This window comes from Vibrio penaeicida (genome assembly GCF_002933855.1).
GTDB lineage: Bacteria > Pseudomonadota > Gammaproteobacteria > Enterobacterales > Vibrionaceae > Vibrio > Vibrio penaeicida_A.
Genome location: NZ_BFAQ01000008.1, coordinates 223,217 through 235,743, shown reverse-complemented (window position 1 = coordinate 235,743; position 12,527 = coordinate 223,217). Strand labels below are relative to the sequence as shown.

Annotated in this window: 13 protein-coding genes and 1 pseudogene; 2 read left to right on the top strand and 12 right to left on the bottom strand. The window is 42.6% G+C overall.

Features of this window, described 5'->3' with window-relative positions; genetic code table 11:
• The first annotated feature begins 265 nt into the window (after nucleotides 1-265).
• Nucleotides 266-955 (top strand): DNA-3-methyladenine glycosylase I, encoded by a 690-nt coding sequence (locus VPNCDNU1_RS02860; protein WP_104398954.1) that lies wholly within the window; start codon nucleotides 266-268, stop codon nucleotides 953-955.
• Nucleotides 956-983: 28 nt separating this feature from the next.
• Here VPNCDNU1_RS02860 and VPNCDNU1_RS02855 read toward each other — a convergent pair whose 3' ends face one another.
• The 3 genes from VPNCDNU1_RS02855 to VPNCDNU1_RS02845 are packed head-to-tail and all read right to left on the bottom strand — an operon-like array spanning nucleotide 984 to nucleotide 2,812.
• A complete protein-coding gene (locus tag VPNCDNU1_RS02855; protein WP_104398953.1) occupies nucleotides 984-1,643 on the bottom strand; it encodes a TVP38/TMEM64 family protein in 660 nt (219 codons plus the stop codon).
• A gap of 9 nt (nucleotides 1,644-1,652) precedes the next feature.
• On the bottom strand, nucleotides 1,653-2,081 hold the full coding sequence (locus VPNCDNU1_RS02850; RefSeq protein WP_237324073.1) for a DUF2141 domain-containing protein: 429 nt from the start codon (nucleotides 2,079-2,081) through the stop codon (nucleotides 1,653-1,655).
• Nucleotides 2,082-2,083: 2 nt separating this feature from the next.
• Nucleotides 2,084-2,812, bottom strand: coding sequence for an SDR family oxidoreductase (locus tag VPNCDNU1_RS02845; RefSeq protein WP_104398952.1), 729 nt, complete (start codon nucleotides 2,810-2,812; stop codon nucleotides 2,084-2,086).
• Nucleotides 2,813-2,900: 88 nt separating this feature from the next.
• Between VPNCDNU1_RS02845 and VPNCDNU1_RS02840 the strand changes: the two genes are divergently transcribed.
• Nucleotides 2,901-3,437 carry a Crp/Fnr family transcriptional regulator gene (locus tag VPNCDNU1_RS02840; RefSeq protein ID WP_104398951.1) on the top strand — a complete coding sequence of 179 codons (537 nt, stop codon included), beginning with the start codon at nucleotides 2,901-2,903 and terminating at the stop codon, nucleotides 3,435-3,437.
• Between the two features lie 55 nt (nucleotides 3,438-3,492).
• On the opposite strand, the gene VPNCDNU1_RS02835 is transcribed toward VPNCDNU1_RS02840, so the two are convergent.
• The 9 genes and pseudogenes from VPNCDNU1_RS02835 to tyrR all read right to left on the bottom strand — a co-directional run bounded on the left by VPNCDNU1_RS02835 (nucleotide 3,493) and on the right by tyrR (nucleotide 12,452).
• Complete coding sequence (locus VPNCDNU1_RS02835; protein WP_104398950.1) at nucleotides 3,493-4,089, bottom strand: NADPH-dependent FMN reductase; 597 nt, start codon at nucleotides 4,087-4,089, stop codon at nucleotides 3,493-3,495.
• A gap of 327 nt (nucleotides 4,090-4,416) precedes the next feature.
• Nucleotides 4,417-5,631 carry an iron-containing alcohol dehydrogenase gene (locus tag VPNCDNU1_RS02830; RefSeq protein ID WP_104398949.1) on the bottom strand — a complete coding sequence of 405 codons (1,215 nt, stop codon included), beginning with the start codon at nucleotides 5,629-5,631 and terminating at the stop codon, nucleotides 4,417-4,419.
• Nucleotides 5,632-5,843: 212 nt separating this feature from the next.
• Nucleotides 5,844-6,089 carry a hypothetical protein gene (locus tag VPNCDNU1_RS02825; RefSeq protein ID WP_104398948.1) on the bottom strand — a complete coding sequence of 82 codons (246 nt, stop codon included), beginning with the start codon at nucleotides 6,087-6,089 and terminating at the stop codon, nucleotides 5,844-5,846.
• A gap of 117 nt (nucleotides 6,090-6,206) precedes the next feature.
• Nucleotides 6,207-7,037 (bottom strand): methyl-accepting chemotaxis protein, encoded by an 831-nt coding sequence (locus VPNCDNU1_RS29400; protein WP_442758990.1) that lies wholly within the window; start codon nucleotides 7,035-7,037, stop codon nucleotides 6,207-6,209.
• Nucleotides 7,038-7,073: 36 nt separating this feature from the next.
• Nucleotides 7,074-7,571, bottom strand: a pseudogene (locus VPNCDNU1_RS29395) (HAMP domain-containing protein); the annotation flags it as partial.
• Nucleotides 7,572-8,378: 807 nt separating this feature from the next.
• Nucleotides 8,379-9,572: an ABC transporter substrate-binding protein gene (locus VPNCDNU1_RS02815; protein WP_201797106.1), complete on the bottom strand. Its 1,194-nt coding sequence runs from the start codon at nucleotides 9,570-9,572 to the stop codon at nucleotides 8,379-8,381.
• Between the two features lie 262 nt (nucleotides 9,573-9,834).
• Nucleotides 9,835-10,314 (bottom strand): DUF2947 domain-containing protein, encoded by a 480-nt coding sequence (locus tag VPNCDNU1_RS02810; protein ID WP_104398946.1) that lies wholly within the window; start codon nucleotides 10,312-10,314, stop codon nucleotides 9,835-9,837.
• Nucleotides 10,315-10,326: 12 nt separating this feature from the next.
• Nucleotides 10,327-10,908, bottom strand: a complete 582-nt coding sequence (rimJ, locus tag VPNCDNU1_RS02805; RefSeq protein WP_104398945.1) for a ribosomal protein S5-alanine N-acetyltransferase — start codon at nucleotides 10,906-10,908, stop codon at nucleotides 10,327-10,329.
• A 2-nt stretch (nucleotides 10,909-10,910) separates the two neighbouring features.
• Nucleotides 10,911-12,452, bottom strand: coding sequence for a transcriptional regulator TyrR (tyrR, locus tag VPNCDNU1_RS02800; RefSeq protein ID WP_104398944.1), 1,542 nt, complete (start codon nucleotides 12,450-12,452; stop codon nucleotides 10,911-10,913).
• Nucleotides 12,453-12,527 lie beyond the last annotated feature (75 nt).

The following is a 12,527-nucleotide window of genomic DNA, read 5'->3' as shown; positions in this document are numbered from 1 at the left end:
ATTACTCATTCTAGCTTGTTAAAACACTAGATAACTGCGTTAAAAAATTTGATTGTAGAATAACTACTTATCGAAATTTTTTGCCTTGTTCTCAAGCGTTTTTCCTTCGCTATTTATGAACACTTACTTACTGTGATTGGTATAAGCTGTGTAGTATTACTTCATTATTCAACATTAAATGCGAACAGTTATCATTTGTACAGGTATTTTACAAAGTCACACTACACCATTTGAACATACCAGCATGATATTTAAGGATATTTAAATGCCTAGAGAGAAGTTCCAAAATATTTATGAACGTGCTACAGAAAGAAAAGGCGGTGCTAGCAACCTAGAGAGTTTACTTTCTAAGCCACTAAGCCGAGAGGAGATTGCTCTTATTCCAGACGATCGTTGGTTGGCAGAATTCACGTTAAAAGTATTTCAATGTGGGATTTCTTGGAAAGTCGTTAAAAGTAAGTGGGAAAGCTTTGAAGATATTTTCTTTCAGTTCCGAATTGAGCCTTTATTAATGTTGTCAGATGACGTTTGGGAACAAAAAGCCCAAGACCCACGTATTATTCGCCATCTGACAAAAGTGATGTCCATCCCTGCTAATGCTCAAATGATATACGAAGCCAGACATGAGCATGGCTCGTTTGCAGAAATGGTCGCGAACACGAAAAGCGAGTGCATCACGGATCTTTGGGCTCACCTTAAAAAACATGGAAAGCGCCTAGGTGGTAACACTGGTCCTTATGCGTTACGCCAGCTCGGTGTAGATACTTTTATCCTCTCTTCAGATGTTGAATCACATCTAAGAAATACGGGCGTAGTAACCAGCGGAAACCACACGAAAAGCGCCTTAAAAGCAGCCAACCATGCCTTTGCGCAGTGGCAACAAGAAAGTGGGCGTAGCCTATCAGAGATAAGCCAAATCATTGCTTATAGCTGCGGCGATAATCGTGTGATTTAGTCCATGACTATGCTAAATACTGCGTATGTTAAACAGCCGCGCTACGAAGTTTAAACCTTCGGAACAAATACCAGCCTAACCATAAACCAGACGTCAGTAATGCGGCGGTAATAATGGCAGGCTTAGGGTTATCCAAAGTACTAATAGACCCCGAATACACAGCTATCAAACAATATGGAATGGTGCTGAGTGACCAAGCAGTGATAAAGCGTGAGAATGACATCCCCGTCATTCCTGCGAGACACGCTGTCACTTCTGGCAATATCGGCACCGCCCTTGACAACAAAATCATCGTAAAGCCGTGGCTCTGAAAAGCGGTGTTAATTTCAAAGATTTTTTCCTCATCTTTGACAATAAAAGACAATATTCTGTTGCCGTATCGCCTTCCCAAAACAAAACCAATGCACCCCGCGAGCATCATCCCAATCACGGCTGCAAGCGCACCATACCACTGCCCTAAGAAATAGCCAGACAGTATGGTGATCGTTAGCGTCGGCATCGCGACAAACAAATCAGCAAAGAGCAGTAATATTGTCATGCCCCCTACGTAAATGGGCGACAAGGACTTCGCGTACGTCAGCCAAGATTCAATTTGCTCAATACTGAGTACACCCGCGACTTTTAAAATAATAAAAGTAGAGGCAAATATACTTGCCACAATCAGCATAACTTTGATTAAAGATGTCATTTTAACCTCCTATGGATATACCATTTCAATGTCCACACCCGACTCGAATTCGGATCTCACTAGCTTGGATTTTTTATACACAGGGGCACCAGTAAGCGACACCTTTTGCTTCTTTGAAAAACCCAAGCCTTCAGCGGGGTAAATACCCGTCCAGTTTTTCGTCACTTTTCCATCTTCGTCCTCATCGTGGAGTATTTTTATCGCGATTTCTTGCTGTGGTATATCGAACGTAAAAGACATAGCCGCACTAAGCTGCGATTGGGTTTGATTTTGCAAAGCCTTTGCGTGAATTTTAGGGAAACCATCTTCGCCAAAAATGAAGACAATGAGATTCCCTCCCCTCTCAACATCTACATTGGTCACATTTATCTCAATTGCATTTACCTCAGAAATGGATCCCATTACTAATCCTCCTATTAGCCCTATCATTGCTTTCATGGTTACGCTCGTTTCATCAAATTTGCCGCGGCTCCTGGCGACAAGCGCATTAACCATCGGAGCAGTTTTACTTTTCCAATATCGTTGTCTTCTATCTGCTTCTCTATTCCTTCAATTAACCGATTGGCAGCATCTTCCGACGTCAGTTTTCCGCTCCCTCTGCCATCCGTCATCTTGGTTTCGACCAATGGCATGAGCGCTTGCAACACTCGTACATTGGTATCCTCTAGTTGGTATCGAAGCGACCGAGAAAAAGAGTTCAACGCGCTCTTAGTGGCGCAATATATGGCGGATGTTGTTTTAGGCATGAGAGCCAATCCGGAATTTACGTTGAGAATGACCGCCTTAGGGGCGTTCATTAGGCTTGGCAAAAGCAAAGAGGTTAAACAACATACAGAGGTGAAATTTGTGGTGATCTCTCGCTGGATATTTTCGTACTTGAAATTCTGGCTTGTAAAACTCGGGGTATATTGCACAGCAGCATTGTTGATGAGCACATCAATCTTTTTATGGTCTTTGATGATGGAGCTGGCGATCCATTCAACGGAACTGATATCTGATAGCTCAGCCTGATACGTTACTACGTTAAAGTCTGCCGATAACTTCGCTAGTTTTGCCGCATCTCGGCCAATGACTATCAACCTGTTTTGCTTACTCAACATACGCACTAAATCGAGCCCAATACCCGATGTTCCGCCAGTAATGATGATCTTTTTATTTGTTAATTCCATTTACTTCTCCAATTCAACTGAATGCATTAAGCTTCATGAAAAGGACTTTAGAGCTTTGCCAGCAGGCGAGCGTTAACCTGGGTTAAAAATGATGAATTTTTTGAATTTTATTGAACAAAACGGTACGGCGCTGCACAAAGAAATAGGTGACCACTTGTTTAGACAAGGTGATTCCGACTCTTCTATGTACGTCATCAAAGAGGGGATGCTTAAGGCCTACTACGTAACAAGTGAAGGTAAAGAGACAATAAAATCCTTTCTGCTGAGAGGTGATGTTATTGGGAGCATGTCGGCAGCGTATGCGCAGATGCAAAATACCTTTAGCTTGATTTGCTTAGAGCCGTGTACATTAGTCCGGTTTGATTTCAAAGCGCTGCATTCTGCCAGTTTGACAGATCAAGAGTTGTCTCAAGATGTCATAGAGATATTGCTAAAGTTCGCAATGAAGAAAGAGCAGCGAGAGAGAGATTTGCTGTGTTTATCCGCACAGCAACGTTATGAAAAGCTTCTTGAAACTTCACCTGAATTGATTGACAAAGTGACACAAAATGATATTGCCCGATACCTAGGTGTCACCCCTGTAGGGCTGAGCCGTATTAAGCATCGCGTTATGGAAAATACATAACGCCATGCTTAAGGCTGGGTTAGTAGAGCTAAGCCCATGTGATACTAGCCCCTATCTACATACCGTAGGTAAATTCTTTGCCTGCTTCTAACATATCTCGATGGATCGGCGCTAAAGCGTTTGAGTATGCAGAAAGCAAAGACATGGTGTAATTCGCACGTCTCCCAAACGCTTCATCGGTGCAGTGATTCTCTTCATCTAAAAGATCTTGGCTATTTCTAAAGATAAGGTGATCGGGCAAAAAGCAGACATGATTATTTTTACTCCCACTCAGCCTCAGTTCACTGATGGGATACACCCCATTGATGCTCACAGTAACACTAACAAGTAACGCCGGTTTATGAGCCAATTCATTTGCCGTTGTCAGCATCAAAAAGTTTTTTAATGCAGGGGTCGCCATTCCATGCCATTCCGGTGTAATAAACACAAATGCGTCTGCTTCTTTTAGTTCAGCAGCAACGTCTCGCCACGGCTGCCACTCTTCACTACCTTGCCATACACCTTCATTCCACATTGGCAGATTAAGTTCATGGAGATCATACACTTTGGCTTCTTCAAAACCATGGTGCTGACTGAGAGATTTAAGAAACTTCCCTACTTTCAAACTTTGTGACTGTGCTCGATGGCTTCCAGATATGATTGCTAGTTTCATGTTTCTCTCCTAAACACTTTCTGATACTTGTTAGATTAACTTATTTATCTTCATATTAAGATTGTTTACGTTAATACAAATATTCAACCGGATCAACTCCCTTTACATGCTTTATGTCAAAAGTGGAAAAGAAGCGTTCTGAAAAGAAGGAAACGCGAGCTCATGCCCCAGTTACCTCAAAGTACTTGGCGGCTAGTGCAGCTTAGAATTGGACATTGGAGTTGGGTTGGCTTTAGAACTAGGCACAAATTTAGCCACTTCAATACCAACTCTAGTGTCTGTAACAGGCGAAAAGTTGAATTAGACGTTGTGCCTAGAAAAACACATCTAAGTCGATGGGAGAAATTTATGAATAAGCAATTCACACTGATGTTGGTTCATCTGCTTAGGCACAGGATAGTTCCACTGCGCCTCGTACAGGGCTGCTTTTGCGATATCTGGGATATCTTCATCCACCAATTTATCCAACTTTTCAGGTATATGAAGTTTTGACTGAAGGCTTTGAACATACTGTATAAACGCTTGGGCTTTCATCCTCTCGGTGCTTTTTGGCTCACTGACATGAATAAGATCAGCAAGTTCGGCCAACTGCTTCGTAACCGCCGGTTTGGAGAACTCTAAAACGTGCGGCAATATCACGGCATTCGCCAATCCGTGAGGTGTTCCGTACTTAGCACCAATGTTATGTGAGATGGCGTGAACATAACCAAGGCTAGCTTTCGTAAAGGCTAAACCGGCATAGTAAGATGCAAGCGACATATTTTGCCGAACCGCACTGTTCTGGCCGTAGATAAAGGCTTTTTCTAGGTTCTCGTGAATAAGGGTGATGGCAGCTTTTGCGTACCCATTGGTTTCAGAGCTCGCATTAACAGAAATATACGCTTCAATAGCGTGGGTTAACGCGTCCATACCTGTATGAGCGGTAATATGAGGAGGCAAACCCATTGAGAAAGCAGGGTCCAACGAAACCAACATAGGGACCAATTTCGGGTCCATTAATGGCGTTTTTTGATGAGAAATAGGATCGGATACCACAGCCGCAACCGTGACTTCAGACCCCGTGCCCGATGTTGTTGGCATGACAAAAAGTGGGGCTGGTGCACGCCAAACTTTGAGTAATCCAGTTAGGCGCTTAATGGATTTTTTATTGGTTACACGTGCCGCAATTACTTTTCCACAGTCGATAGGCGATCCCCCTCCCAATGCCAATATTCCCTGACAGTGGTCGCGTTGATATTGTTCCAAACCGAGTTCAACCTGATCGTATGTTGGATCCGGTGTGACTTTTTTAAACACCGAGTATTCAACACTGGCTCGCACCAATTCCGACTCCAACTTTTCCAGCAGACCAGATGAACAAATCCCCTCATCAGTAACAATAAGAACACGTTTGATGCCAAGCAGTGAAATAGAGTGGCAAAGCTGCTTGTGCGAATCCTTTCCCTGAAACAGAGTCGGCTTTGGAATCGGAATAATATCAGCCGCGATTTTCAGTGCTTTTATGTACGCTTTGTGCATTAAAAGTAGTAACTGGGAACGCATGAGATTGCCTAATTTGGAAGCCCTAAGACAAGTCTAGGCAATACAAACAGTTATCTCTACATAGAAAAGTTAAATTCGAGAGGGAGATGCAATAAGAATGGGGGCTGGGTATAGATTTCGCTGTGTTGAGAAAGAAAAAAACCAGCTATCTTCGTAAGCTGGTTTTATTCATTAATATAGTGATACGCCTAAAAATAAGAGTGATATTTGAATCAGTGTTGTTCACCCGTTGGGTTAGCACCAAATACCGACTCACTGTATATATCTGACAACAATTTAGGTCCACGATGTGATGTGTTTTCCTGAGCTACTTTCAAGCGTTTTTTTCGAACAATTGCATCTTCTTTCGCCATTGCTTTCAATGCGTCTTCATGCTCTTTTGCAGCCTTGATAAATTCGGGATCAGCCAATGCTTGCTGACGTAATTTGTTCACCCTTTCCATTGTTTCCCACAACATACTCAGCCCTCCTATAAAAACTGTATACACATACAGTATAGAAATTTTAAAGTACGAGTCAAGAAAAAAGCTGTTTTTTTATACAGTAATAATCAATACACGTAATACGCTATTAAATTATGATGCTTGGCACTTAAACTGACCAACGAGATCTCTCAGCGATCCACTGAGTTGATTGAGGCTCTCACTCAACTCGTCCACATTGCCTGCGCTCACCAATGATTTTTCAGTATTTCCCTGCATCACACTGATACTGTCTTGAACGCTTTCTGAAGCTGTTACCTGCTCGTCCACTGCTCGGGAAATGTCCGACGAACGATGAGCAATTTCTGCAATTGAATCGACGCTGACATTCACTGAATCGTTAGCTTGATTCACTAACTTACTGACCTCTTCTGCCATTTTTACCGCTTCATCGATTTCTTTTGCGGCATTCATCGTTCCTTGTTGTAAGTCTTCAATAATGGTTCCGATTTCTTGTGTCGATTGCTGAGTCCGCCCTGCCAAACTTCTTACTTCATCAGCAACAACGGCAAAACCTCTTCCATGCTCTCCGGCTCGCGCCGATTCAATTGCGGCATTAAGCGCCAGTAAATTGGTTTGCTCTGCTATTTCAGAAATAACACCCAATACAGAACTTATCGAATCCGAGCGAGTTTTAAGCTCTCGCATGACTTGGTCAGCATTTCCCATAACGTTATCAAGCCGCTGGATATTGGTTACAACACTTTCCAATTCATTTGAAGACGATTTTCCGTTTTCACGGGCGACGTTTGATGCATCATCTGCTGAACTAATATTCGTTTTAACCTGCTCAACAACCAAGAGCATTTTCTCCATTGAGCAGGAGACTTGTTTGGTTTCGACATCCTGTTGAACGACTAAGTCGCGAGAGTACTTGGACTCATCCACCAAGGTATTTACCGACTTATCTAAGTGCTGGGTCATGCTTGATACTTCGACAATCACTTTCTCAATGCGGCTAACAAAATGATTGAACAAATCACCGATCTTTCCTAGCTCTTTGAGTTTCGACTTCTCTAGCCTAACCGTTAAGTCGGCTTCGCCTTGCGCAATTCGTTCTAATGCATCAGACAAAGACTTAAGTGATCCCGATATGAGCCGGACAACAGTAATACTGATGATAATAGTAAAAAGAATCACCACGCCACTGACCACATTTAGTATCAACTTGTTTCTTTGCAGAACGAGGGTCGCCGACTCTAATTCTTGATCCTTGAGATCGTTAACACGGCTTGAAATTTCTTGAAGTTTACTGCTGAGGATTTCCCCGGTACTATTCACTTCCAAAACTTCACGGCGAATTTGCTCACCAAGCTCGATGATATGACGCTTTAGATAAAATATGGATACTTTGTCGTTGAATGCGATCAGTAAAAATTGGTTCAGGAGCTCTTCCAGCTTTTGATACTCTTTTTGATACTTATTGATCTCATTAACATAGCCATCAATCGAAGACATTTTCTTGTTAATGCCATCCAGAATCTGCTTAGCTTGGTTCGCCTGAATACTAATAATGGTATCCACTTGTTCGGCAGCTGCTGCTTTCCAAACCAACCCACCTAACGCGGCAATATCAAACCTAAGCTTAGAAACATTATTTTTTGCATCGACAGCGCTACTGCTTAGTGATTCATTAGAGTACTTAATCAAATCTGCGACCTTTTTAGGGTCATCTGCCAATGTTTTACTTTTTAGCGTTCGCTTTAACTTCCTTTCGTTACGCTTAATCGCAAACGCAATTTTCCCATCCAAACTATCTATTGCGCTTTGCAGGTCTTTTTGAACAACGCTGAAAATAGCGATCTTCTCGCGAAGCATAAACTCATCTTTAAGTTGGTCGCGCTTTTCTACCATTAAAAGATCTGTTTCTTCAATATCGTGCTTAAACGACGCCTCTAGAGAAGCACGATCGATGAACCCTGGCATCGACGCTTCGAATTTATCCAACAGAAGCTTAAATTCTTTATCTGCATTGGAGATATCAGGTAGATTGGCTAATTCCTCACTCTTCAGTGAAGAGAGGATGGTGGTCGTCCTCGACAGTAAAGTGAACACAGATTCTTGAGCAAGCCCCATAGACTCTTGTAGAGTCGACATCGTGCCCAATTTCTGCTGTCCCACTTCACTCCTCTGCATTGAATACAGAGACATTGTCAGCAAAACAGCAATAGCGATTAAGCTGGTTCCTGATAATAAAAAGACAAGCAGCTTTATTGATAACTTGGCATTCGCTTTACTCGAAGACATACACCACCTCACCTACGCTTACAGTTCGTTCCAGTTCAGTTTCACGAACTGACCACCTTTAATCTGAGTCGGCCACACATCGTTACTCGCCTGATGATGCGTTGCATCCAGCATGTTTTTGGTTCCAATGCCCAAATCAAAATTGCTTAAACTTTGGATACCATTAACGATGTCTTCTGAATTCAAGATACCTGACTTGCTTTTTATTCCATCAACAAGAATTTTTGCCGCAAGGTAACCTTCTAATGCCAAAAACGAAGGAGGAACTGAATTGTTGAAACTGGATAGGGACGATCTAAACTCATTTACTGTCGGTAAATTAGCCTCATAGTGCGGTACGACCTGAGTGATAATGACACCTTCAGACTTCTCTCCCAGCTCTTTCATCAAAGACACGCTGCCAACAAACGAAACGTTTAGGAACAAAGCATCGGGTAACTCTTCTTGAGCCAAGGATATAAACTCTGCACAAGGCTTATAAGCACCAACCATAATGATGGCTTTCGGTTCAACTTCTGCGTCTAAAACCGTGATTAGCCCATCTTCTACGTTTGTGGTATTTCGCTCATAACGACCATGGGCAATAGAGCCAATGTCCGTAAAACCATGAGATTTAAGTGCGCTCACGCCACCGTTGTAACCCGCATCACCATACCCATCTTTTTGAGTAAAAAATGCGATTTCTTCCGGCTTGATACCACTGCCGAGTAAGCCATCAATCATTGCGGCTGTTTCTTGTGCATAACTCGCACGGTAATTAATAATGTATCGGTCTGGTGGGCTTTGGCGAAGTAAGCCAGCACCGGTTACAGCTCCAATTAATGGCACCTTCATTTCATTTGCAATAGGTACTGTCACAACCGCTGTCGGTGTACCAACATTGCCGATCATGGCAACCACTTTGTGGTCGTTTATTAACGCTCGCGTGTTTTTGGCTGCTTTTCCAGGTTCATAACCGTCATTAATTGCGATTAGTTCCAGTTTGTTGCCATTTACACCACCAGCATCGTTAACCATCTTAAAATAGCTTTCGACACCCGCTTTCACATTGGTACCTAAGCCACTTGCAGGGCCTTCCAAAGCTGTAGACATGCCCACTTTTATGGTACCTGCAGTACTTCCAAACGCCACTAAAAGACAACTTAACGATACAGCTGAAGAGATAGAACCAAGTTTCATAAACCTGGATAGAAAATGTTTTCTAACTAGCATTTTTTGATCCCCTTATTCTTATTGTGGGTAAGATTAACCCTAAAAATAATGCTAGTTCTCTTTCTAAGATGATCCACCATTTTGCGAGTCAAATATCAAACTTTTAAATTAAGTTCGATTTATCAACACATTATAGTTTTAGTTATTTTTACTATAAAACTCACTTTCTTACATAACCTTCTCATATAGAGAAAACTCAAAGCCCAAAAAAAAACCGCCATGAATGCATGGCGGTTTCTTAAGTACAAAATCTAAAGGTTCATCACGGCTTATTTCGGTAACCCACTTTTACGTTACCATTCCCGCTAAACCAAAGTGCTTCATTGCGACGGCGAGCAATTAAGATCGGTCCGTCATCATAAAAAAGGAAGTTCTTCCAATACCTCTTAAAGAATACCCATTTTGTCTCAATCACATTGTACTTCTCATAACAGAAATACACAGTAACGTCGTCTTGCCAATCAATGTGTTCCAAAACTTCAGCAGGCAAATCTTCTATATCGGAATCCCAATCTTGCATCCAGTCGACTTCATGTAACCAATTACTGGTTTTCATTGGCCAGTCTTGAGAGCTAAGACGTTCAGAATCAGGGCTTTGAGCACTGATATTTTCTTTCCAAAGCTGTGCGGCACGTGCTTGTGTCATGGGCTTTATATGGCTCAGTTCTGCTTCAGGAACAGGCATCGACTGATGGGTAAAAATCCATTTGCGTTGATAATCATCCAAGGACAAATAGGACATGTGTTTCCTTTATTAATTAGAGTAATCTGGCTTTTCGCGCCAGTTAGGATTAATCAATGAAGTTAGGTTGTGATCTCGCCACTTACCATCAATAAGCAAGTAATCTTTTGCCGTCCCTTCAAGTTGAAAACCTAGGTGCTTCAAAACCCCTTCACTACGCTGGTTAGTCGGGATATACGCGGCCATAATACGATGCAAATTTTGATTTTCAAATAGCCAATCGCAGGATAATTTAAGCGCGGTTTTCATCACGCCTTTTCCTTGGTGATATTCGGCGACAGAATAACCTACATTACAGGCATGAAACGGATGACGAGATACGTTACTAAAAGAAACCGTCCCCATCATTTCATCCGTTTCTTCGTCGACGATAAGCAAATAAAACGCCAATCCCATTCGATGAAGTTCATGTAGCTTTATCAGTCGCTGTGCCCAACCATCTTCACGAAAAAAGGCTTCTTCACGCTTAGGTTCCCAAGGTTTTAAATGCGCTTTATTTCTTCTGAAATATTCACTGATTTTTTTTGCGTCACCGGGTTCTGCTGTACGCACAATCACACCGTTGCAAGACGCATGCATTATGTATGAACTCATGACTAGGGCTTCCTGATACCGTAATCGCGTAATTTGTTCGCAATGGATGTATGTGAAACATTCAAGCGTTTGGCCAACTTGCGACTGGAAGGGAACGATTGGTATAAGTTTTGAAGAATTTGAGACTCATAGGATTTCATGATCTCATCGAGCGATCCATCCATATTAATGCCCACAAGCGCATTAGATTGCTCAATTGAAGGCAGTTCAAAATCATCAATTTGAAGCGTATCACCCGATAACCGAGTCATCGCTCTTAGCACCATATTGTCGAGCTGGCGAATATTACCTGGCCAAGGATACTGGCTGAGCTCTTCGAGCGCGCTTTCACTAATGGCGGGCTTATTTATCCCCAATTGATGGGCGTACTTAGAAATGAAGAGATCCAGCAACGTGCCAACATCAGCATTGCGCTCTCTTAGGGCAGGGATATGCAAACTTAAAACGTTAAGACGATAATACAAATCTTCACGGAATACGCCTGTTTCCGTTAATTCAACGAGCATTTGCTTGGTTGCTGCAATCACTCGAACATCAACATGTACTTCCTTTTCTTCACCTACACGGCGAAACGTTCCATCTTGCAAAAAGCGTAAAAGCTTAATTTGCAGATGCGCGCTCATTTCCCCAATTTCATCGAGAAAAACCGTTCCGCCATTGGCTTGCTCAAATATGCCTACGTGCCCTTCTTGATTGTTAAACGTTCCAGGCGCGTGCCCAAACAGTTCCGTTTCGGCTACATCATCTGGCATTGACGCACAGCTTAAAACAAGAAATGGGTGGCTCGCTCTTTCTGAGCGGTTATGACATGCTCGCGCCAACATCTCTTTGCCTGTACCCGTTTCACCTTCAATAAGTAAAGGTTGGCTCATGGTGGCAAGCTTTTTGGCTTGCGCCATTAAGCTTTTGTGTCGGTTTGAGCTGCCCACAAAATGTTCAAAGCCCAGATTATTGCTTTCCGATAAGAATGGATCATTTTGCACGTTCGGCAATCGATTTTTCAATGTAACTACCGCACTGGCTAAGACCGTATCGTTAGATTCGCCAGTAATGTACACCGGCATCACTTCTAGCGTGTAATCGAGACCATTGATGACAACTGTATCGCGAAAACGCGCACTGCTCTCTTCTAGCCAGCGAGCAAAGTTAAACTGCGGTATGTAGTGACCTATCGGTTCATCGATGAGTTCTGCACCTTGATGAAAAAACAGATCATGAGCGGAATGGTTTGCCACGTCTATGGTGCCTTTTAAGCTCACCGATAGAACAGGATCGGGCAAATTAGCCAACAATGCCATGAGTTCCGTGCTTTGCCTTTCACTTGGCATAAATTGGATTTTTCGCACGTCCGTCACGCCGTTTATCAAACGGATTTGTGCCATGAGATCACGGAAATCATCAAATTCGATTTCAGGGCAATTGAGGTAGATGATGCCTCGACGATCAATCTCAATCCCTCTGAGATCGATCTCTTTGGTCGCGAGGATACCCAGCAACTCACGGGTAAGACCTAACCGATCTTCACATAAAACTTCTAAACGCACTTTGGAGTCCATCAAGGTGTCAGGAAAAGTTGACACCAAGTCTGGGACAAGCACGAAAGACAGTCAAGAGAACTC

Coding starts and splice junctions, on each gene's coding strand:
- VPNCDNU1_RS29400 (WP_442758990.1), bottom strand. CDS start 7,037: ATGACCCAGCACTTAGATAAGTCGGTAAATACCTTGGTGGATGAGTCC.
- VPNCDNU1_RS02830 (WP_104398949.1), bottom strand. CDS start 5,631: ATGCGTTCCCAGTTACTACTTTTAATGCACAAAGCGTACATAAAAGCA.
- VPNCDNU1_RS02815 (WP_201797106.1), bottom strand. CDS start 9,572: ATGCTAGTTAGAAAACATTTTCTATCCAGGTTTATGAAACTTGGTTCT.
- VPNCDNU1_RS02845 (WP_104398952.1), bottom strand. CDS start 2,812: ATGGAATTAACAAATAAAAAGATCATCATTACTGGCGGAACATCGGGT.
- VPNCDNU1_RS02855 (WP_104398953.1), bottom strand. CDS start 1,643: ATGACATCTTTAATCAAAGTTATGCTGATTGTGGCAAGTATATTTGCC.
- VPNCDNU1_RS02850 (WP_237324073.1), bottom strand. CDS start 2,081: ATGAAAGCAATGATAGGGCTAATAGGAGGATTAGTAATGGGATCCATT.
- VPNCDNU1_RS02835 (WP_104398950.1), bottom strand. CDS start 4,089: ATGAAACTAGCAATCATATCTGGAAGCCATCGAGCACAGTCACAAAGT.
- VPNCDNU1_RS02840 (WP_104398951.1), top strand. CDS start 2,901: ATGATGAATTTTTTGAATTTTATTGAACAAAACGGTACGGCGCTGCAC.
- rimJ (WP_104398945.1), bottom strand. CDS start 10,908: ATGAGTTCATACATAATGCATGCGTCTTGCAACGGTGTGATTGTGCGT.
- VPNCDNU1_RS02810 (WP_104398946.1), bottom strand. CDS start 10,314: ATGTCCTATTTGTCCTTGGATGATTATCAACGCAAATGGATTTTTACC.
- VPNCDNU1_RS02860 (WP_104398954.1), top strand. CDS start 266: ATGCCTAGAGAGAAGTTCCAAAATATTTATGAACGTGCTACAGAAAGA.
- VPNCDNU1_RS02825 (WP_104398948.1), bottom strand. CDS start 6,089: ATGTTGTGGGAAACAATGGAAAGGGTGAACAAATTACGTCAGCAAGCA.